At 70.5% G+C, this 23,512-nt stretch carries 20 protein-coding genes, 1 tRNA gene and 1 pseudogene; 9 read left to right on the top strand and 13 right to left on the bottom strand.

Annotated features, from left to right (window positions below; translation table 11 throughout):
* The first annotated feature begins 86 nt into the window (after nucleotides 1-86).
* Nucleotides 87-1,271: a helix-turn-helix transcriptional regulator gene (locus ABZZ04_RS14785; protein ID WP_356932574.1), complete on the top strand. Its 1,185-nt coding sequence runs from the start codon at nucleotides 87-89 to the stop codon at nucleotides 1,269-1,271.
* Between the two features lie 111 nt (nucleotides 1,272-1,382).
* Nucleotides 1,383-1,577 carry a hypothetical protein gene (locus ABZZ04_RS14780; protein WP_356932573.1) on the top strand — a complete coding sequence of 65 codons (195 nt, stop codon included), beginning with the start codon at nucleotides 1,383-1,385 and terminating at the stop codon, nucleotides 1,575-1,577.
* Between the two features lie 74 nt (nucleotides 1,578-1,651).
* Here the strand turns inward: ABZZ04_RS14780 and ABZZ04_RS14775 are convergent.
* A tRNA-Val gene (locus ABZZ04_RS14775) sits at nucleotides 1,652-1,723 on the bottom strand.
* A gap of 274 nt (nucleotides 1,724-1,997) precedes the next feature.
* Here ABZZ04_RS14775 and ABZZ04_RS14770 point away from each other — a divergent pair.
* From ABZZ04_RS14770 to ABZZ04_RS14755, 4 genes are all read left to right on the top strand, one after another.
* Nucleotides 1,998-2,714, top strand: a complete 717-nt coding sequence (locus ABZZ04_RS14770; protein ID WP_356932697.1) for a DUF4097 family beta strand repeat-containing protein — start codon at nucleotides 1,998-2,000, stop codon at nucleotides 2,712-2,714.
* 71 nt (nucleotides 2,715-2,785) lie between these two features.
* On the top strand, nucleotides 2,786-4,159 hold the full coding sequence (locus ABZZ04_RS14765) for a hypothetical protein (protein WP_356932572.1): 1,374 nt from the start codon (nucleotides 2,786-2,788) through the stop codon (nucleotides 4,157-4,159).
* 148 nt (nucleotides 4,160-4,307) lie between these two features.
* Nucleotides 4,308-4,892 carry a DUF4383 domain-containing protein gene (locus tag ABZZ04_RS14760; protein ID WP_356932571.1) on the top strand — a complete coding sequence of 195 codons (585 nt, stop codon included), beginning with the start codon at nucleotides 4,308-4,310 and terminating at the stop codon, nucleotides 4,890-4,892.
* Nucleotides 4,893-4,901: 9 nt separating this feature from the next.
* Nucleotides 4,902-5,129, top strand: a complete 228-nt coding sequence (locus ABZZ04_RS14755) for a zinc ribbon domain-containing protein (RefSeq protein WP_148834877.1) — start codon at nucleotides 4,902-4,904, stop codon at nucleotides 5,127-5,129.
* 74 nt (nucleotides 5,130-5,203) lie between these two features.
* Here ABZZ04_RS14755 and ABZZ04_RS14750 read toward each other — a convergent pair whose 3' ends face one another.
* The 4 genes from ABZZ04_RS14750 to ABZZ04_RS14735 form a co-directional block, all read right to left on the bottom strand.
* Nucleotides 5,204-5,863: an O-methyltransferase gene (locus ABZZ04_RS14750; RefSeq protein ID WP_356932570.1), complete on the bottom strand. Its 660-nt coding sequence runs from the start codon at nucleotides 5,861-5,863 to the stop codon at nucleotides 5,204-5,206.
* A 150-nt stretch (nucleotides 5,864-6,013) separates the two neighbouring features.
* The gene (locus ABZZ04_RS14745) at nucleotides 6,014-6,814 is read right to left on the bottom strand and encodes an HAD family hydrolase (RefSeq protein ID WP_356932696.1); all 801 of its coding nucleotides are present in this window, start codon (nucleotides 6,812-6,814) and stop codon (nucleotides 6,014-6,016) included.
* Nucleotides 6,815-6,939: 125 nt separating this feature from the next.
* Nucleotides 6,940-9,642 (bottom strand): phosphoribosyltransferase, encoded by a 2,703-nt coding sequence (locus ABZZ04_RS14740; RefSeq protein WP_356932569.1) that lies wholly within the window; start codon nucleotides 9,640-9,642, stop codon nucleotides 6,940-6,942.
* Nucleotides 9,643-9,781: 139 nt separating this feature from the next.
* Nucleotides 9,782-10,945, bottom strand: coding sequence for an HpcH/HpaI aldolase/citrate lyase family protein (locus tag ABZZ04_RS14735; RefSeq protein WP_356932568.1), 1,164 nt, complete (start codon nucleotides 10,943-10,945; stop codon nucleotides 9,782-9,784).
* Between the two features lie 208 nt (nucleotides 10,946-11,153).
* On the opposite strand from ABZZ04_RS14735, the gene ABZZ04_RS14730 reads away from it, so the two are divergent.
* Complete coding sequence (locus ABZZ04_RS14730) at nucleotides 11,154-12,053, top strand: TerD family protein (protein WP_356932567.1); 900 nt, start codon at nucleotides 11,154-11,156, stop codon at nucleotides 12,051-12,053.
* A 104-nt stretch (nucleotides 12,054-12,157) separates the two neighbouring features.
* Here ABZZ04_RS14730 and ABZZ04_RS14725 read toward each other — a convergent pair whose 3' ends face one another.
* The 6 genes from ABZZ04_RS14725 to ABZZ04_RS14700 form a co-directional block, all read right to left on the bottom strand.
* Entirely contained in the window at nucleotides 12,158-12,895 is a 738-nt protein-coding gene (locus ABZZ04_RS14725; RefSeq protein ID WP_356932566.1) for a Tellurium resistance, read from the bottom strand.
* Between the two features lie 174 nt (nucleotides 12,896-13,069).
* A complete protein-coding gene (locus ABZZ04_RS14720; RefSeq protein ID WP_356932565.1) occupies nucleotides 13,070-14,206 on the bottom strand; it encodes a DUF475 domain-containing protein in 1,137 nt (378 codons plus the stop codon).
* 70 nt (nucleotides 14,207-14,276) lie between these two features.
* Nucleotides 14,277-14,852 carry a TerD family protein gene (locus tag ABZZ04_RS14715; RefSeq protein WP_148834890.1) on the bottom strand — a complete coding sequence of 192 codons (576 nt, stop codon included), beginning with the start codon at nucleotides 14,850-14,852 and terminating at the stop codon, nucleotides 14,277-14,279.
* 131 nt (nucleotides 14,853-14,983) lie between these two features.
* A complete protein-coding gene (locus ABZZ04_RS14710) occupies nucleotides 14,984-15,559 on the bottom strand; it encodes a TerD family protein (protein ID WP_148835649.1) in 576 nt (191 codons plus the stop codon).
* Nucleotides 15,560-15,836: 277 nt separating this feature from the next.
* Nucleotides 15,837-16,295, bottom strand: coding sequence for a peroxiredoxin (locus ABZZ04_RS14705; protein WP_189541777.1), 459 nt, complete (start codon nucleotides 16,293-16,295; stop codon nucleotides 15,837-15,839).
* A gap of 334 nt (nucleotides 16,296-16,629) precedes the next feature.
* Nucleotides 16,630-17,067 carry a DUF3052 domain-containing protein gene (locus tag ABZZ04_RS14700; RefSeq protein ID WP_148834892.1) on the bottom strand — a complete coding sequence of 146 codons (438 nt, stop codon included), beginning with the start codon at nucleotides 17,065-17,067 and terminating at the stop codon, nucleotides 16,630-16,632.
* Between the two features lie 472 nt (nucleotides 17,068-17,539).
* Here ABZZ04_RS14700 and aceE point away from each other — a divergent pair, with 472 nt between their 5' ends.
* Complete coding sequence (aceE, locus tag ABZZ04_RS14695; protein WP_356932564.1) at nucleotides 17,540-20,272, top strand: pyruvate dehydrogenase (acetyl-transferring), homodimeric type; 2,733 nt, start codon at nucleotides 17,540-17,542, stop codon at nucleotides 20,270-20,272.
* A 126-nt stretch (nucleotides 20,273-20,398) separates the two neighbouring features.
* Here aceE and ABZZ04_RS14690 read toward each other — a convergent pair whose 3' ends face one another.
* Entirely contained in the window at nucleotides 20,399-20,815 is a 417-nt protein-coding gene (locus ABZZ04_RS14690) for a peptidase inhibitor family I36 protein (protein WP_356932695.1), read from the bottom strand.
* A gap of 214 nt (nucleotides 20,816-21,029) precedes the next feature.
* Nucleotides 21,030-22,640 (bottom strand): MFS transporter, encoded by a 1,611-nt coding sequence (locus tag ABZZ04_RS14685; protein ID WP_356932563.1) that lies wholly within the window; start codon nucleotides 22,638-22,640, stop codon nucleotides 21,030-21,032.
* Between the two features lie 117 nt (nucleotides 22,641-22,757).
* Between ABZZ04_RS14685 and ABZZ04_RS14680 the strand changes: the two are divergent.
* Nucleotides 22,758-23,402 (top strand): annotated as a pseudogene (locus tag ABZZ04_RS14680) (TetR family transcriptional regulator); the annotation flags it as partial.
* Nucleotides 23,403-23,512: the final 110 nt, after the last annotated feature.

The following is a 23,512-nucleotide window of genomic DNA, read 5'->3' as shown; positions in this document are numbered from 1 at the left end:
GGACCGGGTGGAATCGGGGTGAGACGAGGACGGGGGCACCAGCGGATGAGTACGGTCCGGATGACGATTCAGGAAGGGAGGCCGGCATGTCCGGACCGGACGACGACCACACGGGTGCCCGCATCAAGGAACAGCGGAAACTCGCCCGGTTGACGCAGCGGCAGCTGGCCGAGCGGCTTCCGTACTCGTACAGCCTCCTGAACCAGGTCGAGTGCGGCGCCAAACCGGCGAACCTCGACTTCGTCGCGGCGGTGGCCCAGGCCCTGCGCATCGACGTCACCGCGCTGACGGGGCAGCCCTACGTGACCGAGCTCCAGCAGGACCGCCTCACCGAACTGGTGCGTCCCATCCGCGAAGCGCTCGACCTGTACGACCTCGGGGCCGACGACACCATCCCCGACAGACCGGCCGGGCAACTGATCGCGGCCGCCGAGGAACTGTGCGCCCAGGTCAGGGCCACCCGCCTGCGCAACGCCGCCCGGCTGCTGCCGGCCGTGATCGCGGAACTCACCACCGCGGCCTGGCGCAACCGGTCCACGGAGCTGTGGCAGGCGCTCGCCTCAACGTACCGCACCGCGCACGACATCGCGGTGAAGCTCGGGTACTACGACCTCGGCTCGGTCGCCCTGGACCGCATGTGCTGGGCCGCCCACCGGGCCTCCGACCCCTGCCTGGCCGCCATCCGCCAGTACATGCGGGCCCTGGCGTACTTCCGGGAGGGCGAGTACGCCATCGGGCAACGCCTGGTCGCCGCCGGTCACGACATCGTCGGCGCGGCGGAGCAGACCCGTGAGGCGGTCGCCGTCACGGGACAGCTCCACCTCGGGGCCTCCGTCATCGCCGCCCGCGCCGACCAGCAGAACGTGGTCGACACCCACATCGCCGAGGCGAAGCGGTGCGCCACCCGGACCGGGGACGCCTCCGAGATCCACTGGCTCTCCTTCGGCCCCACGAACGTGGCGCTCCACAAGATGTCGGCGGCGGTCGAGATGCGGCAGTACGACGAAGCCCTCGCCCAGGCCAGGAACATCGCACTCCCGCCCACCCTGGCCACCTCCCGCCGCGCCCACTTCCTCATCGACAGGGCCCGCTCGGAGATGGAGACCGGCCGCACCGAGGCCGCGCTCGGCAGCATCGTCGACGCCCGGCACACGGCCCCCGAACAGACCCGCTACCACCCGGGCGCCCGGGAGACCATCAAGGGCCTGGTCCACGCCTCCCGCCGCACCCCGGACACCCTCGGCCACATGGCCGCCTGGATCGGCCTGTAACCCACAAACCCCCACCCCTCCTCTCCTGCGGCGCTCACAGATCTGTGAGCGTTGCCCCCTTTCCCGCCCGGCATCCTGGTTCCACCTGAAGAGCGACGAGCCGGGGACGCCATGACAGTGAGGGATCTGCCACCAGTCGACGAGCTGACGGGCCAGCAGCAGCGCGGCGCGAACTGCTGCTTCTGCGGCGCCCCCCTGCGCAACGGAACGGCCCACGACCTCGGCCCCCGCCCCGTGGACGCCCACGGCACCTCGGCCCTGTGGTTCCCCCGCTGCTGCCCCCTCTGCTGGAAGGACCACGGCTGACCGCCCCCGGCTCCAGCCCCTCGCACATACGCAGAAGGTCCCCGGCCATGATCGGCCGGGGACCTTCGTACCGGTGGGCGCGGACGGTTTCGAACCGCCGACATCTGCTTTGTAAGAGCAGCGCTCTACCCCTGAGCTACGCACCCGTGGATGAAGGAACAGCGTACATGGCCCGAGGCCCCCGGTCACAAACGGTTTCCGTCGGCGGTGGACGGGCGGGTGGGAGGGGAGAGGGAAGCCGTGCGGGGGTTATCCCCACCTCTCGTACGGTAGCCGTCCGCATTCTGTCGGGGGCGGGCGGCTTCGTACGGTGGAGCCATCGCGGCGGAGCGCACGCGGTAGATGTCAGTCCGACCTTGGGGGAAGATCATCGTGGCAGTCCGTACCCGCACTCTCATCGCGTCCGGCGGGGCCGTGCTCATGGCTCTCGTGCTCACCGGCTGTGGTGGTACGGACGTCGGTGACGCGCCTGCCGAGCACAAGTCGTTCGCGCTGCGCGGGAAGACGTTGACCATCCGTTCCGACCACTCGTCGCTGGAACTCGTACCGGCCGATGTGCAGAAGGTCGAGGTGACCCGGCGCGTCGACGGATGGGTGATGTTCGGGAGCGGGCCCGAGCCGCGGTGGGGCATGGAGGACGACACGCTCACTCTCGGGGTGAAGTGCGACGCCCTGGTCAGCGACTGCGACTCGGAGCACCGGGTGAAGGTGCCGCGCGGGGTGCGGGTGGTCGTCGAGGGGGACGACGGGAGGATCACCGCGTCCGGCTTCGACACCCCGCTCTCGCTGACCGCCGACAACGGCAGGGTGACGGTCCGGGACTCCAGTGGTCCGCTGGAGCTGAAGAGCGACAACGGGCGCATCACCGCCGAGCGGATCTCGGCCGCGTCCGTGTCGGCACAGTCCGACAACGGCAGGATCCAACTGGAGTTCGCCTCCGTGCCGGACCGGGTGGACACCGTGAGCGACAACGGGGGGATCGCCGTCGTCCTGCCGGGCGGTGGCACGAAGTACGCCGTGGACGCCTCCGCCGACAACGGGCGCATCTCGGTGGACGTGCCCCGCGGCGAGAACAGCCGCCACGTGGTGAAGGCCCGGAGCGGCAACGGCGAAATCGACGTCCGCAGCGCGAACTAACCGGCCCGTGTGTTCGTCCTTACCTGGTGGGAGAATGTACCGGGCAGGGCGAGACGGCACGGGAGAGGGATGTGACGGCGACACACGCGCGGCCGCGGGCGAGAGCGGGTGGGAATTCCGCCGTCGGGGATGTCCTCGGGCTGATGCTGTTGCCGGTGCCGCTGCTCGTGGCCGCGCTGCCCGCCGCCTTCGCCGGTGGCGGTACGAGACGGTGGTTCGGCGGGCGTGGGGAGAGCCAGCGCGCCGACGCGCAGGCCGCGAAGGACGCCGCCGCGTCGGCCTTCTACGAGCTGGACACGGCCCAGCGCGACCTGCGGATCTCCATCGAGACGATCACCGCGGTCGACAGCTCCCCCCGTGCCCGCAAGGCCGTGGACGACTTCGCCGCTCTCGGGCAGCGGATCGACGCGGTCAGTCACCTGTACATCACCGCGGTCGACACGTACGACCTCGACCGGGACGATCTCGAACCGTCGGTCGCGACCCGCGCCAGGACCGAGCTGACCACGGCCAGGGACGAGCTGATACGGGTCAAGGGCGAGCTGGACCGGTTCGCCCAGGGGCTCGGTCCGCTGCTGGGCAGTGCGGAGACGCAGCTCGCCCGGCTCGCGCCCGCCGTGGAACGGGCCCGGCAGGCGCTGCTCGGTGCGAGCAACGCGCTCGACGCGGTCCGGGCCTCCGGGCTGCGGGCGGATCATCTCGCCGCGCGGCTGGCGGCCCTCGCCCCCGAGCTGACCAAGCTCAACGAGGGCGCGGGCCGGCACGGCGTCCAGGAGACCCTGCAACGCGCCGACCGCGTCCTGCGCGATGCCGAGGCCGTGCGGGCCGAGGCGGACGAGCTGCCCGCGCGGGCCGCCGAGATCGATCACCGGCTGGTCTCGCTGCGCACCCGCGCCCAGGCGCTGACGAACCGGGCGGGCTCGGTGGAGCCGGTGCTGAGCGAGCTGCGGCGGCGGTTCTCCGCGGCCTGCTGGCAGGATCTCCAGCCCGTTCCCGAGCAGGCGGCCGTCAATGTGCGGCAGGCCGAGGAGAAGCTGAAGGAGGCCGCTCAGGCCAGGGACGAGCAGCGGTGGGCCGACGCGACCTCCCGGCTGAGCACGGTCCGCGCCCTGCTGAACGCCACGGACGAGGCGGTGTCGGCGGCCGGTGACCGGCTGCAGCGGCTGGACGGCGTGGCCAAGGACCCGCAGCAGGAGATCCAGCGGACCCGGTTCGCGGTCCGCGACGCCCAGCGCCTCGCCATGGAGGGACGCAGCACGCCCGATCCGCGCCACGCCCGTCCGCTGGACGACGCGGTGGCCCGGCTGGACCGTGCCGTCACCGCACTGGAGGAGCGGCACCCCGACTACTGGCACTTCCTGACCGAGACCGAGGCGGTACGGCGGACCGCCGCGCGGGTGGTCTCCGAGATCCGTGAGGAGCGCGGGGCCGGGGCCGGGGGCTGAATCCCGGGGGCTGGATTCCTGGGGGGGGGTCGGATTTCCGGGGGCTGGATTTCCGGGGCCGGTGCTTCGGGCGCCGGTCCGGGGTTCTGATGTGCGGCGGCCGGGGCGCGGGCGGATCCTGGTGGTAGTACGCCCGAAGGAGGCCGACATGGCCACCCACGCACTGCACGTCCCGGGGCGGCACGGGCCTCGTCGCCGCAAGGCCACCGCGCTCGACAAGCACCTGCCGGTCGACCACCGGCTCAGCCGTGTCTACCGGGTCGGGGCGGGACTGATGGGGCTGGTGCTGTTCGTCTTCGGGATCCTGGGACTGATCAACAGGATCGGCTTCTTCAGCACCGGCGGGGCCACCGTCGCGGGCCTCAACACCAACGGCGCCCTCAGCGTCCTGTCCATCTGCGTCGGCCTGCTCCTGTTCATCGGGATGGTGATCGGCGGCAACTTCGCCTCGACGCTCAACATGGTGCTGGGCATCGCCTTCATCCTGAGCGGCTTCGTCAATCTCGCCCTGCTGGAGACCGACTACAACTTCCTCGCCTTCCGCATCCAGAACGTGCTGTTCAGCTTCGTGGTCGGGCTGATGCTGATGGTCTTCGGGATGTACGGGCGGGTCAGCGGCGGTCTCCCGCACGACAACCCGTACTGGCGGGCCCGTCACCCCGAGGAGGCCGAGGAGGAGATGCGGCTGAGCCGGAGGGCGGCGGCCTCGATGCCGGTGGTCCGTCGCCGTTAGCCTGGGGCCATGCCTCGTTACGAATACCGCTGCCGCTCCTGCGGAGACACGTTCGAACTCAGCCGCCCGATGGCGCAGTCCTCTGACCCGGCCTCCTGCCCCGCCGGGCACGACGACACCGTGAAGCTGCTGTCCACCGTCGCCGTGGGCGGGTCGTCCGCCAAGTCCGCGCCCGCCGCCCCGTCGGCCGGTGGCGGGGGCGGCGGCGGTTGCTGCGGCGGGGGTTGCTGCGGCTGAGCACGGGTGGCCCCGGGGTCGCTCCCCGCTGCGACGGACCCGGGGCCGTCACCGCACACCGGCCGCTCGGCCACTCACTTCTTGCGCGAGAGCGTCAGGCCGTCGGAGACGGTCAGCATCACGCTGTCCATCCGCGGATCCGCGGCCACGTGCTCGTTGAACTCCTTGATCGCCGCCGCCGCGCCGGTGGCCCGCGGGTCGGTCACCCTGCCGTGGAAGAGCACGTTGTCCGTGACGAGCAGGCCGCCCTGCCTCATCCGGGGCACCAGCTCCTCCCAGTACGGGATGTAGTTGCCCTTGTCCGCGTCCAGGTAGGCGAGGTCGATGTGCGGCTCGGCCGGCATCGCCCGCAGCGTGTCGAGCGCGGGGGCGATGCGCAGCTCGATCCGGTCCGCGACGCCCGCCTTCTCCCATGCCTCCCTGCCGTACGCGGTCCACTCCTCCGAGACGTCGCAGGCGATCAGCCGGCCGTCGGCGGGCAGCGCCCGGGCCATCGACAGGGCGGAGAACCCGGTGAACGTCCCGACCTCCACGATGTGCCGGGCCCCGGTCAGCCGGACGAGGAAGGCGAGCAGCGGCCCCTGCTCCTGCGCGGACTGCATGCCGGCCTGCTCGGGCAGGCGGGCGTACGTGGTCTCGATCAGTTCGCGCTGCACCGCGTCGAGCGGCGGGTTGTGCGCCAGCATGTAGGCGTACAGCTCATCCGTGATCTTGGTTTCGTTGCCCTTGGTCATCCTGTGCTCCTCGTGCCTCGATCGGCCGGTGTGCCGGTATCCGGCGCCAGGATGATCTTCCCTCCCCGAGGCCCGGAGCGCCGCCCGGGGTCGGAGCGCCACCCGTGACCGGGGCGCTTCCTGCGCCGGGAGCGGCGGCTGCGGCGCCTTCTACGCCCGGAGCACTCCCGATTCCTGGAAATCCTCCGGCGCCCGGAGCACTCCCGACGCCCGGAACTCCTCCGAGGTCCGGAGGAGGCGCCGCAGGATCTCCTCGCCCGCGGCCACGCCACGAGCGGCCGTCACCTCGACGTGCGGGGCGCTCCAGCCGATGTCGGCCAGTTCGCCGTGGGCGGGGCGCCAGGCGCGATCCGCGGCCAGGAGCAGGTCGGCGTCGAGAAGGCTGTCGCCCGCGGCGAGGGTGAGCGCGGCGCCGGTGCGACGGGCCACCTCCTCCATCGCGGCGCTCTTGGTGAGCGGGCCCGGTACGGCGTAGATCTTGCGGCCCTGGAGGGAGACCGTCCAGCCCCGGGGCCGCGCCCACTCCCCCAGTTCCTCGGCCCAGCCCTCGGGCAGCAGCGCGCGTTCCACGACAAGGTAGGCGAAGAGGTCCTCGGCGACCCGTTCCTTGAGCAGCCAGGCGGGGTCGGCCGCGGCCAGGAGGTGCGCGCGCACCTCGGCGAGCGGGGCGCATTCGTCGGCGAGCCTGCGGGTCACCCGCCGCTGCCAGTCGGGGTCGGACTCGCCGTCGACGAGGAGGTGCCCGCCGTTGGCGCAGATCGCGAACCTCGGTGCGGGGCCGGGCAGGTGGACACGTCCGTACTGTTCGCGGGTGCGCGTGGTCGTCGGGACGAGGACCGTGGTGCGGGCCAGTTCGTCGAGCAGCGCCGCCGCCGTCTCGGTGAGGTGGGAGAGCGGCTTGTGGTCGTACACCTCCACGCAGAGCAGCCGGGGGGCCTCGGCGTCCGGCATGGTGAGCTGGAGCGCCCCCGCGGAGTAGATCAGCGTGCGGTCGAGATCGCTGGCGACGAGCACCACAGGGGCGGAGCCCGGGGCGGAGGCGGAGGACACGGCGGGTACCGGAGTGGTCGGGGAGGTCACTTGGACTCCACCGCCCTGCCGTCCGCACCCGTCGCGCCCCTGGTGTACTTCGGGTGGATCAACCCGACGCAGGAGTACGGGAGTTCGTCGACCTCCTCCACCGGTACGCCCCGCTGCTCGGCCAGCAGCCTGATGTGGTCGAGGTCCGCGCCCGCGCCGCGCTTGGCGAGGATCTTCCACGGGACGCGGCGCAGCAGTACCCGGGTCGTCTCGCCGACGCCCGGCTTGACCAGGTTCACGTCGTGGATGCCGTACTCCTCGCTGATGCGTTCCACGGCGGCCCAGCCCTCCCAGGTGGGCGCCCGGTCGGCCGTGAGCAGTTCCTTGACCTCGGCGTCCACGGCGTCGGCGACCTCGTCGAAGTGGGCGGCGACGGTGTCGAGGAAGTGGCCGGACACATCGGCGTCCGCCAGTTCCCGGTAGAACTTCGCGCCGTGGAAGTCCTCGGGGCCGACCAGGTCGGCACGGAGCACGGTCCGCGAGATCAGCCCGGAGACGGTGGAGTTCAGGCAGGCGGACGGGATGAGGAAGTCCTCGCGCGTGCCGTAGGTGCGGACGCAGCCGCCCGGGTCGGCGAGCACCGCGATCTCGGGGTCGAAGCCCTCGAATCCGGCGAGCGCCTCGGACAGTTCGCGGGTGATCGCGCCCTTCCCGGTCCAGCCGTCGACGAAGACGACGTCCGCCGGGTCGTGGTGGGCGGCCAGCCAGCGCAGGGCGTTGGCGTCGATGCCCCGGCCCCGGACGATGGAGACGGCGTAGTGCGGCAGGTCGACGCCGTGCCGGTGACGGGCCCAGCGTCGCATGAGTACGCCGACGGGCGTGCCGGCCCTGGCCAGCGAGACCAGGACGGGGCGGGGGCCGCGCTCGGCGAGCACCGTCTCGGTGACGGTGCCGACCGCGCGGGCGACCCGGGCGGCCGACAGGTCCAGCGCCGCCCCGAACAGCTCCTGGTACCGCTCGGACGGCTGGTACTCGACGGGCAGCGACTCGGCGTAGTGCGCGCCACCGCTCTGTATCGCCTCCTCGCGCTCCTCGGTGGGCGCCTCCAGTTCGGCGTCCGAGAGGTCCTGGAGCAGCCAGCCGACCTCGTCCGGCGCGTAGGAGGAGAAGGCGGGGCCGCGAAGGGGCTCGGGCAGCACGGTGGTTTCCTGCCGTTCGGATCCGTCGGAGGAGGAGGAAGAAGAGGAAGAGGAAGGAGAGGAGGAGAAGGGGGTGGGGGTGGCGTCCTTCCGGGGAACCGGGGGCACGTACGAGGGGACGACTGCCAGCAGGACGCGGTCGGTGTGCGTGGCAAGCTGTGCCAACAGGCCGTCCGGCGCGTGCAGTTCGGGGGTGTCGGCGGTGGAGTCGACGGTCAGCACCACGGCGTCGAACCCGGCGCCCGCGACGTTGTACGCGTACCGGTCGCCGGGCCCGTCGGCCGGATTGTCGTGCGCCGGGAAGACCAGCCGGCTGCGTATCGCGTAGCCGGGGTCGTCCACGGCGAGGACGGGGGAACGCGTCGTGGTGGAGTAGCGCACCTCGGCGTCGAGACGGTCCTCCAGCGCCGTGCCCAGGCGCAGGGGGGCGTACATGAGCTCCTCGAAACCGAGGACCAGTACACGGCGGGCGTCGCCCAGCGCCTCGGCGATGCGGTCGGCCATGGCGGGCAGGGCCGGTTCCAGCGCCGTCCGGTGGGCGGGGGTGAAGCCGTGCCGTCCGCCGTCGGGGACACCCGCGGGCCATCGGAGGTCAACCCGGGTGCAGGGCCGGACCGCGGACGCGGCGGGGGCAGGTCCGGCGTCCCGCGCGCGCCCGGCGCCGTCCACCGAGCTCGTTTCCGGCCCCCGCTCCGGTCCCTGTTCCGGCTTCCGCTCCGTTTCCTGCTCCGGCTTCCGCTCCGGTTCCGTTTCCGGGCCCTGTTCCGGCTTCTGTTCCCACTGCGGCTGCTCGTGGGCGGCGACCAGGGCACGGCCCTTCTCCAGGACGCCCTCCGGGAGGAGGACCGTGCCCGCGCTCCGTGCCACCAGGTCGATGCGCGCGCCCGTCTCCTCGGCGAACCCGGTCAGCCTTTCCCGGTCGGCCGGTGATCTCATGTCCACGAGCGCGACAATGACGTAGCGGCTCCGCGGGTAGCGCTCGTGCAGCGCGCGGATGGTGTTGAGCACGGTGTTGCCGGTGGAGAACTCGTCGTCCACCAGCACCAGCGGCCCGTCGGGGGCCCCGGCGGCCGACGGGGCCGCCAGCAGCTCCGGGTCCTCCGGGAGCAGCAGGTGCGAGGTGGCGTGCGAGTGGGACTCCTCGAAGCCGCCCGCCTGCGTCACGCCCTCGACGGGGCGGCGCGTGGAGTGCAGGTACGGCGCCACGCCCAGGCCGTCGGCGACCGCGTGGCCGAGGCCGGTGGCCGTCTCCGCGTAACCGAGCACGACCGCCCGGCCCGCCTCGGCGTCACCGAGGAGTTCGCGCACCCGCCGGCCGAGCTCGAATCCGGCGCCGTACACGACGGAGGGCTTCTGCGGCACGTGCTTGCCGAGCACGTTCGACACGAGGAGGTGGGCCCGCTTGGGGTTGCGGCGCAGGGCGAGGCCCAGCAGTTCTCTCAGCTCGCCGTCGCCGTCGGGCCTTCCGTCGCCGACGAGCTCCACACCCAGTCGCTCCGTCACCCAGCTGCCCGACCACACCACGTTCGCCGTCTCCTTCCTCACCGCGCGCCCGCTCATCGAGACGCGCCCGTTCGCCGCCGGACGCCCGTCCAGCGCCGCACCGCCGTGCCCAGCCGCATGCCCGCCGCGCCTCGCCGTATGCCTGCTGCTCGCCGTGCGTCCGTCCCCCGCCGTGTCCCCGCCGTGCGCACCGCGCTCATTCCGCGAGGCCCGCGGCCAGCAGTTCCACGAAGCCGACGTCCGCCTTCGCCACGCCGAACACCTCGGCCCGTCGCAGGGTCCGCTCGGCCCAGGCGCGGTGCGGCTTCACCTCGTTCATCTTGTTCGTGTAGGCGGAGCGCATCACTCCGCCGCCGCCCCGCTCCGGCCGCAGGATGTCCTGGGCGTCGCTGTACTCCTCGTGGCTGACCACTGACAGCGCGTGCACGGGTGCCACGTGCGACGGGTGGATGCAGGTCTTGCCGAGCAGGCCGTTCGCCCGGTCGAGCTCGATCTCGCGCAGCAGCCCGTCCAGGTCGTGCTCGATCAGGGCCGTGCGCAGCTCCTCGGCCCGGCCCTCCAGGAAGGGGCTGCGGCGCAGCTGCGGTTTGAACATGCGCTCCTGGAGCCGGAAGTACTCCCACACCGGGCCGGTGATCGTGAAGCCCGTGCCGTCCGCCCGGCCCAGCACGTTGACCACGTCGGCGATCACCGAGCCGACGATCTGCACGTCGTACGCCGTCATGTCGGGCGACCTGCGCAGCCCGTACGCCGAGCAGAAGTCGGTGACGCCGAGCCGCAGCGCGAGGACCTGCTCGCGGTACTCGTCGACGGTGCGGGCTATCCCCCGGAGCGTCTCGCTCCGGGTCTCCAGGTACAGCAGCTCGGGCGACTCGAGGACGGGCATCGCGAACAGTCGCCGATTGCATGCCTTCTCGGCCTTGGAGAGCGCCTCCAGGAAGGGCACGCCACGTTCTTCCGTGAACTTCGGAAGTACAAAACCAGACAACATTCGGACGGTACGGCCGAGCCGGTGCACCAGGTCCACGATCTGGCCCGGCTCCCGGACCCGGATGAAGAGCAGGGGCCCCTCGACGCCGCGCGCGTCCAGCTCGGCGAACTGCCTGACCAGGTTCTCCTCGGCGTCGACGACCTCGGAGTCGTCGATGGAATCCTCCAGGCACAGCACCATGGAGACGACACCGCGCCCGGTCTGCTTGATGATGTCGTCGGCGAGCCGCGGCCTGGTGGCAGGGCTGTACAGAGTGGCGCCCAGGGCGGCCGAAAGCATCCGGGGCGGCGAGTCCGCACCGAATTCGCACGGTTCCCGGAAGAACAACGCCTCCCTCACCGCGGGCGTGATATGCCCGAAATGACGCATGTGACTCCCCCGAACTGCCTGACCGGCCGGACAACGTATGGCCGGTAATAGTACGTACGGACGGGTGTCGACAGTTCCCCACGTGCATGAATTCCGGGTAACTCGTCCATTTCCCGACGTGCCGGAACGCTGCGGAAGGTGTTGCTCCGGAAGATCCGGTGCGACCCCGCGTTGTCCGCGCGGGCAGCCAGCAGGCAGGATGACATGCATGACGCACGCGATGGTGAAGGGCTCGAACGTCCCTCTGGACGCCATGGCCGTACGGGCCGTGCTGCGCTGGACCCCGGGCACCGGCGTCCCGGACGTGGACGCCTCGGCACTGCTGCTGGGAAGCGGCGGCCGCGTGCGCTCGGACGAGGACTTCGTCTTCTACAACCAGCCCCGCCACCCTTCCGGCCTGGTGCGACGGCTCCCGAAGCGCAGCGTCCCGGAAGGACTCACGGACGCCATCGAGGCCGATCTGAACAGGCTCGACCCCACGGTCGAACAGGTGGTCGTCGCCGCCTCCTCCGACGGGGCCGCGTTCGCCCAGGTGCGCGATCTGCGCATCCTGCTGTACGACGCGGCGGCGGCCGACGGGGAGCCGCTCGCGGTCTTCGACGTACGGCCGGAGACCGGCGAGGAGACCGCGATCATCTGCGGCGAGCTCTACCGGCGCGGCGATGGCTGGAAATTCCGGGCCGTGGGACAGGGCTATCCGACCGGTCTGATCGGCCTGGCGACCGCGTTCGGCATCTCGGTCGACGAGGGAGAGGCCGCGGCGGAGCCCTCGTCGGCCCCCGTGCCCGCACCGGCCCCCGCGCCCGGCTTCCCGCCGCCCGCGCCCGACTTCCCGCCGGCCCCGGCACCCGACCCCGACTCGCAGGCCACGGTGCAGCACCAGCAGCCCGCGTACGGGTATCCGCAGCCCGCGGCGGCGCATTCGACCCACCCGGCCGCTCCTCCCGCCAACCGGCCGGGGTACGGGTATCCGCAGCCGGCCGCCGCCCAGCAGCCCCCGGCCCAGCCCCCCGCCTACGGCTATCCGCAGCCCGCAGCCGCCGCGGCGCCCGCCCCGGATCCGAATTTCGTGCTGCCGCCGCAGGGCCCGCAGTTCGTGAGGTCCTGAACCCCGCACCCGTACGAGCCGACACCCGGCGCCCGCCCTCGTGAGGGGCCCGAAGCCTCCGGGGCCGCCCGTGCGGCGCCCCGGGGCGGCGCGGCTCCTCGGGCTCAGGTCCGGGACTTGTAGCCGCGTCCCCACTGCATGCCGAAGCCGTACATCCGGTCCAGCTCCGACTGGAAGCCGTACACGAACTTCACCTCGCGCCGCACGATCAGCTCGCCCTTGACGTTCTCCACCGTGAACACGGCGCAGGAGCGGGCCTGCGGGGCGCGCTCGTCCAGTTCGATCTCGATCCGCGGTCCGCTGCCCGTCGGGTAGAGCGTCACCGTGGCGTGCGTGCGGTCGAACGCCGGCGTCTGGTCGTAGATGTAGACGAAGAACAGCAGCCGCTTGATCTCCTCGTGGTGGTCGAGGTTGACGTAGACGGTCTCGCCCGAGGGCGCCCCGAAGCGGTCGTCGCCGCTGAGCCTGATGTAGGGCGGTCCGTTCAGGTCGCCGATGAGGTTGCCCAGCGGCTGGACGACGCCCTTGGTGCCGTCCTTCAGCTCGTACATGCAGCCCAGGTCGAGGTCGACGTTGACCATGCCCTGGGTGTGCGCCTGGACCACGTCCGGCTGGAAGAGCTTCAGCGGGCGCAGCAGCCGGCCGCTCTGCCGCGATCTTCCCTCGATGTCGGACGTGCGCATCCGCCAGGAGAGGTTGACCCGCAGCGTGCCGGCCACCGTGCCCTGTTTGTTCAGCGAGACCGTGGCGTGCCGTCGGGAGAGCACGATGGAGTCGGTGATCGCACCGCCCGAATCGAACGGCGACTCCCGCCCCGGCCACAGGTTGTCCCAGAACCCCATCCCCAGCCCCCACACGTAATCGGTAGAAAAGTGCCCCGGTCCCGCGACCGCCCCGCACGTCGTACGGGGCGCCCACATCACAGCGGGGCGGCCGCCGGGCCGGGTCCGGATGTCTCCGGAGAACCTTCGCCGTACGGGCCGCCCCGCTGAGAGCGTTCCTCAATCCCTACCGGGTCACACCCCGGACGGGACTTCCTCCTTGGAACCTTCGCCGCCCTCGGCCTCCAGCGCCTTGTTGCGCCGGACCGAGGACCAGAAGGACAGACCGATCAGCGCGACACCGATGAAGCCGGTGATGAGCTCGTTGATCTGGTACTGGATGGTGACGAGCAGGAGCACCGCGAGCGCGCCGATGGCGTAGTGGGCGCCGTGCTCCAGGTAGACGTAGTCGTCGAGCGTGCCCTGACGGACCAGGTAGACCGTGAGCGAACGGACGTACATGGCGCCGATGCCGAGGCCGAGGGCCATCAGCACGATCTCGTTGGTGATGGCGAAGGCGCCGATGACACCGTCGAACGAGAAGGACGCGTCGAGCACTTCCAGGTAGAGGAACATGAAGAACGCGGCCTTGCCGGCGAGGGCGACGGCCGAGACCTTCTTGCCGCTCCGCTTGGCCTCTTCCTCGGCCTCGTGCTCGCGCTCTTCCTCCTCCTCCAGCTTGTTCTCGAAGAAGCCGGAGAGGCCGCCGACGATGAGGTAGGTGATCAGACCCGCGACACCGGCGAGCAGAACGGTTTCCGCCTTGTCGGCGTGACCGCCGCCGTGCTGGTGCGCGTTGGTGGCGAAGGTCATGGCCGCGACCAGCAGCACGATGAGCGCGATGCAGACCGACAGCATGTCGACCTTGCCGAGCTTGGCGAGCGGACGCTCGATCCAGCGCAGCCACTGAATGTCCCGCTCCTCGAAAATGAAGTCGAGGAAGATCATCAGCAGGAACATGCCACCGAATGCGGCGATCGCCGGGTGGGCGTCGGTGACGAGTTCCTGGTAGCGCTCGGGCTGGTTGAACGAGAGGTCGATCGCCTCGATCGGGCCGATCTTGGCGGTGACTGCCACGATTACGACGGGGAACACCAGTCGCATACCGAAGACCGCGATGAGCACGCCGATCGTCAAGAAGATCTTCTGCCAGAAGGCATTCATCTTCTTCAGGATCCCCGCGTTGACCACCGCGTTGTCGAAGGACAGCGAGATCTCCAGGACGGAGAGGATCGCGACCACCCCGAAGGCCTCCCACCCCCCGTAGAACGCAGCTGCGGCAAGGCCTAGCGCGGTGACCGCGAACGACCAGCCGAAGGTTTTCAGAAGCACTGGCTACCCCATCGTGTAAGTAACGGGTCTCCCCCGGTGTGTACGGGGCTCCCCCGCGCCGTGCGCGGTTTTACGAAACGTTGACCCCGAAGTCTAGAGCGATGCCCCGCAGCCCGGACGCGTACCCCTGTCCCACGGCCCGGAACTTCCACTCGCCGTTGTACCGGTAGAGCTCGCCGAAGATCATCGCCGTTTCCGTCGAGGCGTCCTCGCTGAGGTCGTAACGCGCGAGTTCCTGACCGTCCGCCTGGTTCACCACGCGGATGAACGCATTGCTGACCTGGCCGAAGGTCTGCCCGCGATTGTCCGCGTCATGGATCGATACCGGAAAGACGATCTTGTCGCAGTGCGCCGGCACCTGCGTGAGATTCACGATGACCGACTCGTCGTCGCCGTCGCCCTCACCCGTGAGGTTGTCCCCGGTGTGCTCCACGGAGCCGTCGGGGCTCGTCAGATTGTTGTAGAACACGAACCATTCGTCGCCGAGTACCCGGCCCGACTGGCACAGCAGGGCGCTGGCGTCGAGGTCGAAATCGGCGCCCGTGGTGGATCGTGCGTCCCAGCCGAGCCCGATCAGCACCTGGGTGAGGTTGGGTGCGGCCTTGGAGAGGGAGACATTGCCTCCCTTGGCGAGCGTGACGCCCATGGTGTGTCCTCCCCGATTTGTTGAACCGTCTGTTGAGCCGCATCCGGCGCCGCACGGAAGTGCGGCGCCGGACGGATTTTCTGCTGGCATGGACCGGGCCGCGCCCGGACGGCGGGCCCTGTCGCGTCTTCTCAGACGTTGACGCCGAAGTCCTGCGCGATGCCGCGCAGGCCCGAGGCGTAGCCCTGGCCGATGGCGCGGAACTTCCACTCGCCCGCGTTGCGGTACAGCTCGCCGAAGACCATGGCGGTCTCCGTCGAGGCGTCCTCGCTGAGGTCGTAGCGGGCCAGCTCGGTGTTGTCGGCCTGGTTGACCACGCGGATGTACGCGTTGCGCACCTGGCCGAAGCTCTGCTGGCGGGTCTCGGCCTCGTAGATCGAGACCGGGAAGACGATCTTCTCGACATCGGCCGGGACACCGGCGAGGTTCACCTTGATGACCTCGTCGTCGCCCTCGCCCTCACCGGTGAGGTTGTCACCGGTGTGCTCCACGGAGCCGTCGGGGCTCTTGAGGTTGTTGAAGAAGACGAAGTTGCCATCGCTGCCGACCTTGCCCTCGGCGTTCGTCAGCAGGGCGCTGGCGTCGAGGTCGAAGTCACCACCGGTGGTGGTACGGGCGTCCCAGCCCAGACCGACGATGACCGCGGTCAGGTTGGGTGCGGCCTTGGTCAGCGAGACGTTGCCGCCCTTGCTGAGGCTGACTCCCACGAGTCCTCCCATTGGTTTCCTTGGGGGCCGGCGGACGCCGGCGCCTCCACGTTGCGTTGGCATCCGATCAACGACTGGATCCTAGTGACCGGTTCCCGGCCAAAGCAGGCTTTTGGCCGGGTCGGCCGCAGATCCGCCGGTCCCGGACCGCGGGATCGCGGGGCGAGGACCGCGGACCCGGCCCCGGCCGGAAGTCCCGGTTCGGAAGTCGCGGATCGGGGGGTCGGTGGTTCCCGGCCGGGGCACCCGTCCGGGGCCCGCGTCCGGAGACCTTCGATCAGAGCGCGTCGAGCGCCTTGATGTAGTCATTGAGGTCGCGCGCGTCGGGCAGACCGTTGACGACGGTCCAGCGCACCACGCCCTCCTTGTCGATGATGAAGGTGCCGCGCACCGCGCAGCCCTTCTCCTCGTCGAAGACGCCGTAGGCCCGCGAGGTCTCGCCGTGCGGCCAGAAGTCCGAGACCAGCGGGTACTCGAGGCCCTCCTGCTCGGCGAAGACGCGCAGGGTGTGGATGGAGTCGTTGGAGACGGCGAGCAGCTGGGTGTCGTCGTTCTCGAACTTCGGCAGCTCGTCACGGAGCGCGCAGAGCTCACCCGTGCAGACGCCGGTGAAGGCGAACGGGTAGAAGAGCAGCACGACGTTCTTCTCGCCACGGAAGTCGGAGAGCTTCACGGTCCGGCCGTGGTTGTCCTTCAGCTCGAAATCCGGGGCCTTGGTACCGACCTCGATCGCCATGAAAAGCGTCCCTTCGCTACGTTGACCGGGCTGGGCTGTCCGGGTGGTCCCCACCCTACGCAGAGCCCGTGCCCGGCCACACGGAGCCCACGGGCCGGCCGGCCCGGCTCCCGGGGCCCGGAGGGCCGTGGAGATGCCTCCGCGGGCCGCACGGAAGGACCTCGCGGGTCCGTGCGAGGACCCCGCGGGTCCGTGCGAGGACGCTGCGGGCCTGCACCGGGGCCCCGGCTGACCGTGCGGAAGGCCCCTCGAAGGGCCCCGGCCCGTACGAAGGCCCCCGGCCGGCTCGGTGCCGTCGGGGGCCTTTCGGGGCGAAACGCCCGGCGAGCGTGGCTCAGCGCTTGGACTTGGCCGCCTTCGGCGTGACCAGACGGCTGCCCGTCCAGTCCTTGCCCGCACTGATGCTCTTGGTCTGGGAGAGACCGGCCGTCTGCGCGGCCTCGTTGATGTCGCTCGGTTCGACGTATCCGTCACGGCCGGTCTTCGGCGTCATCAGCCAGACCGTGCCACCGTCCTCGATCAGACCAATGGCATCCACCAGCGCGTCCGTAAGGTCGCCGTCCTCGTCCCGGAACCACAGCAGCACGACGTCGGCGACGTCGTCGTAGTCCTCGTCGACGAGATCCTGGCCGATTGTGGCCTCAATGCCCTCACGGAGCTCCTGCTCGACGTCGTCGTCGTAGCCGATCTCCTGGACCACCTGTCCGGGCTCGAACCCCAGGCGTGCAGCCGGGTTGGTCCGCTCCTCCGCGTGGTCCGCGGTCGCGCTCACGGGTTGCCTCCTGATCATGTTTCGGAAAATGCTTCAGCCACGCGCGTACGCGGGGCGTTGGCCGTAGTCCACACGGGAGTGGCGGATCGCGCAAGTACCCAGCGTGCGAGACCGCCTAAACGGTGACGTTCCCTGCCACGTCGCCGCACTGTCGGCGGATCCCTCCGCGGGGCCCGGCGCTGCCGTCCACCCCCATTTACGTCCTTCCACAGCTTATGCCGTTTCGGTCCCTCATTCGGAGTCGAACATCCTTTGGGAACGCTTGGACGCCTTGGGCGTATGGTTGCGGTTTGGCCCAGCCCATCCCCGTACTGCGGTCGCGATGTCTCACAACACGACGGTTACCCCTCGGTAGAGATGACGTTTGCGCCCCCGCGGTACACGATGGTGATGGCGTACATGCATACATCCCGGGGGCGTGTTCTCCCTCCATCAGGCCCCGTAGAGCACCACCGAACAGCGAAGGAACAGCGTGGCTTCCGGATCCGATCGCAACCCGATCATCATTGGCGGCCTGCCGAGCCAGGTCCCGGACTTCGATCCCGAAGAGACCCAGGAATGGCTCGACTCGCTCGACGCCGCGGTCGACGAGCGCGGCCGCGAGCGGGCCCGTTACCTGATGCTCCGGCTCATCGAGCGCGCGCGAGAGAAGCGCGTCGCCGTGCCGGAGATGCGCAGCACGGACTATGTGAACACGATCGCCACGAAGGACGAGCCGTTCTTCCCCGGCGACGAGGAGATCGAGCGCAAGGTCCTCAACGCGACCCGCTGGAACGCGGCCGTGATGGTGTCGCGCGCCCAGCGTCCGGGCATCGGCGTCGGCGGTCACATCGCCACCTTCGCCTCCTCCGCCTCGCTGTACGACGTGGGCTTCAACCACTTCTTCCGGGGCAAGGACGACGGCCGCGGCGGCGACCAGATCTTCTTCCAGGGACACGCCTCCCCGGGCATCTACGCCCGTGCCTTCCTGCTCGACCGGCTGAGCGAGGCGCAGCTCGACGCCTTCCGCCAGGAGAAGTCGAAGGCGCCCAACGGTCTGTCCAGCTACCCGCACCCGCGGCTGATGCCGGACTTCTGGGAGTTCCCGACCGTCTCGATGGGTCTCGGCCCGCTCGCCGCGATCTACCAGGCCCGGATGAACCGCTACATGGAGGCGCGCGGCATCGCCGACACCTCCGACTCGCACGTCTGGGCGTACCTGGGCGACGGCGAGATGGACGAGCCCGAGTCGCTCGGCCAGCTCTCCATCGCCGCCCGCGAGGGCCTGGACAACCTCACCTTCGTGGTCAACTGCAACCTGCAGCGGCTCGACGGCCCGGTGCGCGGCAACGGCAAGATCATCCAGGAGCTGGAGTCGCAGTTCCGCGGTGCCGGATGGAACGTCATCAAGCTGGTCTGGGACCGCTCCTGGGACCCGCTGCTCGCGCAGGACCGCACGGGCATCCTGGTGAACAAGCTGAACACCACGCCGGACGGCCAGTTCCAGACGTACGCCACCGAGTCGGGCGCGTACATCCGTGAGCACTTCTTCGGGGACGACCCGCGGCTGCGCGACATGGTCAAGGACATGACCGACGACCAGATCCTGCACCTGGGCCGCGGCGGTCACGACCACAAGAAGGTCTACGCGGCCTACGCGGCGGCCAAGGCCCACAAGGGCCAGCCGACGGTGATCCTGGCGCAGACGGTCAAGGGCTGGACCCTGGGGCCGAACTTCGAGGGCCGCAACGCGACCCACCAGATGAAGAAGCTCACGGTCGAGGACCTCAAGCGGTTCCGCGACCGGCTGCACATCCCGATCACGGACAAGCAGCTGGAGGACGGCCTGCCGCCGTACTACCACCCGGGCCGTGACTCGGAGGAGATCCAGTACATGCACGACCGCCGCAAGGGCCTGGGCGGTTACGTCCCGACCCGTGTGGTGCGCGCGAAGCCGCTGGTCCTGCCCGAGGACAAGACGTACGCGACCGCGAAGAAGGGTTCGGGCCAGCAGTCGATCGCCACCACCATGGCGTTCGTCCGCATCCTGAAGGACCTCATGCGGGACAAGGAGATCGGCAAGCGCTTCGTGCTGATCGCGCCGGACGAGTACCGCACCTTCGGCATGGACGCCTTCTTCCCGAGCGCGAAGATCTACAACCCGCTGGGTCAGCAGTACGAGGCGGTGGACCGCGACCTGCTGCTGGCGTACAAGGAGTCGCCGACCGGCCAGATGCTGCACGACGGCATCTCGGAGGCCGGCTGCACGGCGTCGCTGATCGCCGCCGGTTCGGCGTACGCCACGCACGGCGAGCCGCTGATCCCGGTGTACGTCTTCTACTCGATGTTCGGTTTCCAGCGCACCGGTGACCAGTTCTGGCAGATGGCCGACCAGCTCGCGCGCGGCTTCGTGCTGGGTGCGACCGCCGGTCGTACGACGCTGACCGGTGAGGGCCTCCAGCACGCGGACGGCCACTCGCAGCTGCTCGCCTCGACCAACCCGGGCTGTGTCGCCTACGACCCGGCGTTCAGCTACGAGATCGCGCACATCGTCAAGGACGGCCTGCGCCGGATGTACGGCGAGAACAGCGAGGACGTCTTCTACTACCTCACCGTCTACAACGAGCCGATCCAGCACCCGGCCGAGCCCGAGAACGTGGACGTCGAGGGCATCCTCAAGGGCGTGTACCGCTTCAAGGCCGCCGAGCGGGGCGAGATCCCGGCCCAGATCATGGCGTCCGGCGTGGCGGTCCCGTGGGCGGTCGAGGCGCAGCGCATCCTCGCCGACGAGTGGAACGTCCGCGCGGACGTCTGGTCGGCGACCTCCTGGAACGAGCTGCGCCGCGAGGCCGTGGAGGTGGAGCGGTACAACCTGCTGCACCCGGAGGAGGAGCAGCGCGTGCCGTACGTCACGCGGAAGCTCTCCGGCTCCGAGGGCCCGTTCGTGGCGGTCTCGGACTGGATGCGTTCGGTGCCGGACCAGATCGCGCGCTGGGTGCCCGGTGCGTACCAGTCGCTGGGCGCGGACGGCTTCGGCTTCGCCGACACCCGTGGCGCGGCCCGCCGGTTCTTCCACATCGACGCGCAGTCGATCGTCCTGGCGGTGCTCACCGAGCTCGCGAAGGAGAACCGGATCGACCGTTCGCTGCTGAAGCAGGCCATCGACCGGTACGAGCTGCTGGACGTCACGGCGGCCGACCCGGGCGCGGCCGGCGGCGACGCCTGAGCATTCGACGCGTGAAGGGCGGCGGGACCTCCTGGTCCCGCCGCCCTTCGGTGTCCGGGGCCGGTGCTCCGGTTCGCCGACTTCCCGGTGCCCGGCCCCGGACCCTCCCCCCGGTCCCGTTTCCGGTCAGTTCTCCCAGATCTTGAAGGCCCTGACCTGATACGGGGACCGGGGCGTCCAGGTGCCGCCGCCGGGATAGGTCTCGAACTCGCCGGTCTCGGCGCACTCCGCCGACTGGTAGGTGGTGACGGGGCGCCCGGTGCGGTTGGCGAGCGACTGGACGGCGGCGCCCTTCGGCAGCGGGACGCAGCTCTCGATGTCGACGGTGGACAGTTCGTGGGTCTGCCGGGCCCCGGTGAAGTCCGGCTTCGCCCAGAGGCAGAGCTGGCCGCTCCCGCAGCTCCCGAGCCCGACGGACGCCGTGCCGTGCGCGGTGCGGGCGCCCGCGGGGCGCGGGGCGGTCCCCGGGCCCGCGAGGTGGCCGGCGGCCGGCGGGATCAGGGCGGTGGCGGCCAGGGCCGCGGCGAGGAAGGTCGTGCGCATGGTCATCAGCCCCCGTGGCTTGTGGATCGGTGGATCAGTCGTATGCACCCTGACCTGCGGCGCGGCGCCCGGGAAAGGGGCCGCGGACCACACCACCCTGATAGGCGACAGCCCCGCCGGAGCGATCCGGCGGGGCTGTCGTGCGCGCTGTGTTGACGTGCGGGAACCCGGCGTCGGCGTACGGACGCCGGGTCCCGGGGCGTGGCGGGACCGGTCAGATGTGACCGGCGCCCGCTCCCGCGGCGGCGTTCTCGCCGCGCTTGGTGAGGGTGGCGACCACCGCGGCACCCGCCGCGACGATGCCGGCGACCATGAACGCGGTGCTCATGCCCGACACGAAGGTGTCATGGGCGACGCCCGCGATCTTCTGCGCGATCTCCGGCGGGACGTCGCCGCCCACCGGCGGGATGCCGACCTCGACGGCCGAGGACGCCTGGTCCAGCTGCTCCGGGCTCAGCGGCGGGAGCTGCGCGGCCTTCCAGTTGCCCTCCAGCTTCGAGTCGACCTGGGAGGCCATGACCGCGCCCAGCACCGCCGTGCCGAGGCTGCCGCCGACCTGCATGGCGGCCTGCTGGAGACCGCCCGCGACGCCGGAGAGCTCCATCGGGGCGTTGCCGACGATGACCTCGGTGGCGCCGACCATCACCGGGGCGAGGCCGAGGCCGAGCAGACCGAACCAGATCGACATGGTCAGGGTGCCGGTGCCGATCTCCAGCTGGGACATCCCGAACATGGCGGTCGCCGTGCACACCATGCCGCCGACCAGCGGGACCCGCGGGCCGAACTTGGTGATCATGGCACCCGCGAGCGGCGAGGCGACGATCATCATGCCGGTCAGCGGCAGCAGGTGCAGACCGCTGTCGACGGGGCTCAGGCCGTGCACGTTCTGGAGGTAGAAGGTGACGAAGAACAGCCCGCCCATGAAGGCGAAGGCCATCAGCACCATCAGGACCGTGCCCGCGGACAGCGGCACGGAACGGAACATCGCGAGCGGGATCAGCGGCTCCCTGACGTTCTTCTGGGAGAGCGCGAAGACCACGAACAGGACCAGCGCGCCGCCCAGGAAGCCGATCGTCTTGTAGTCGCCCCAGCCCCACTCGGCGCCCTTGATGAGCGCCCAGATCAGGCAGAACATCGCCTGCGACAGCAGCACGATGCCGCCGATGTCGAAGGAGCGCGGCGCGTTCTCGGCGCGGTGGTCGCGGAGGATCACCAGGCCCAGCACGAGCGCGATCACACCGACCGGCACGTTGATGAAGAAGACTGACTGCCAGTTGACGTGCTCGACGAGCACACCGCCGAGGATCGGGCCGCCCGCGGTGGAGGCGCCGATCACCATGCCCCAGATGCCGATCGCCATGTTCAGCTTCTCGGCCGGGAAGGTGGCGCGCAGCAGGCCCAGCGCGGCGGGCATCAGCAGGGCGCCGAAGAGGCCCTGGAGCACCCGGAAGACGATCACGAGGGCGACGCTGTCGGAGAGGCCGATGGCCCCCGACGCCGCGGCGAAGCCCACGACGCCTATGAGGAAGGTCTGGCGGTGGCCGAACCGGTCACCGAGCTTGCCCGCGGTGATCAGGGAGACCGCGAGGGCGAGCATGTACCCGTTGGTGATCCACTGGACGTCGGCGAGCGAGGCCTTCAGGTCCTGTTGGATGGCGGGGTTGGCGATCGCGACGATCGTGCCGTCGAGCGCGACCATCATCACGCCGATGGCCACGGAGAAGAGCGTCAGCCAGGGGTGGCCGCGCAGCCCCTTGGCAGGTGCGGGATCGACGGAGCCGTTCGGCTCCCGCGACGCCTTTTCGACGGTGGTCTGACTAGTCATGCCGGGGACACTAGTGTCAGCCTCTGACAGTTGACAAACCAATTCACAAGCCAGTAACTGTCACGTAGCTCACAGGTACGCTGAGTCGGACAGAGCAGGAGAAAGAGGACCGTTCAAGTGATCGCTGGGCAGCAGGCCGCACGCTCGACCGGGCTGCGCGAACGGAAGAAGCGCCGCACCCGGGACGCCCTGCTGCACACCGCCCTCGATCTTTTCACCACCCAGGGGTACGAGGAGACCACCGTCGACGAGATCGTCGACGCGGTGGAGGTCTCCCAGCGCACCTTCTTCCGCTACTTCGCCAGCAAGGAGGAGGCCGTCTTCGCCATCCAGGAGATGGTCGAGTCGCGCTTCCTCGCGGAGCTGCGCCAACGTCCCGCCGAGGAGACCCCGTTCGAGGCGCTGCGCGGTGCGGTCCTGCGCGCCTGGAACAGCATCGGCGAGGCGATCGAGGAGATCATCACGGTCGAACTCCACATGCGCACGTACCGGATGATCGAGTCGACACCCTCGCTGCTCGCCGCCCACCTGCGGCGGAGCTGCCACCTGGAGAACCAGGTGGCGACGCTGATCGCCCGGCGCGAGGGCCTGGACGTGGACGAGGATCCGCGCCCGAGGGTCGCCGTGGCCGCGTTCTGCGGGGTGCTGCGGGTGACCGGGCAGCTCTGGGGGCGGGGGCGGGACGCCGGCGTGGACTCGCTGCGCGCACTGACCGAGACGTACCTGGACCAGCTCGGCCCCGCCCTGGCGGGGGACTGGCGGACCGGGGCGCTCGCCGTTCCGGGCGCCCGGAACGGCGGGCGCCCCGCCCCGGCCGGGCGGGGGGCGGCCCCCCGGCCGCCGGCGCCCCCCGCCCCGGAAAGGAAGGTCGG

The sequence above is a fragment of the Streptomyces sp. NPDC006435 genome, assembly GCF_040612315.1.
GTDB lineage: Bacteria > Actinomycetota > Actinomycetes > Streptomycetales > Streptomycetaceae > Streptomyces.
This window is presented reverse-complemented; position numbering and strand designations above follow the sequence as displayed.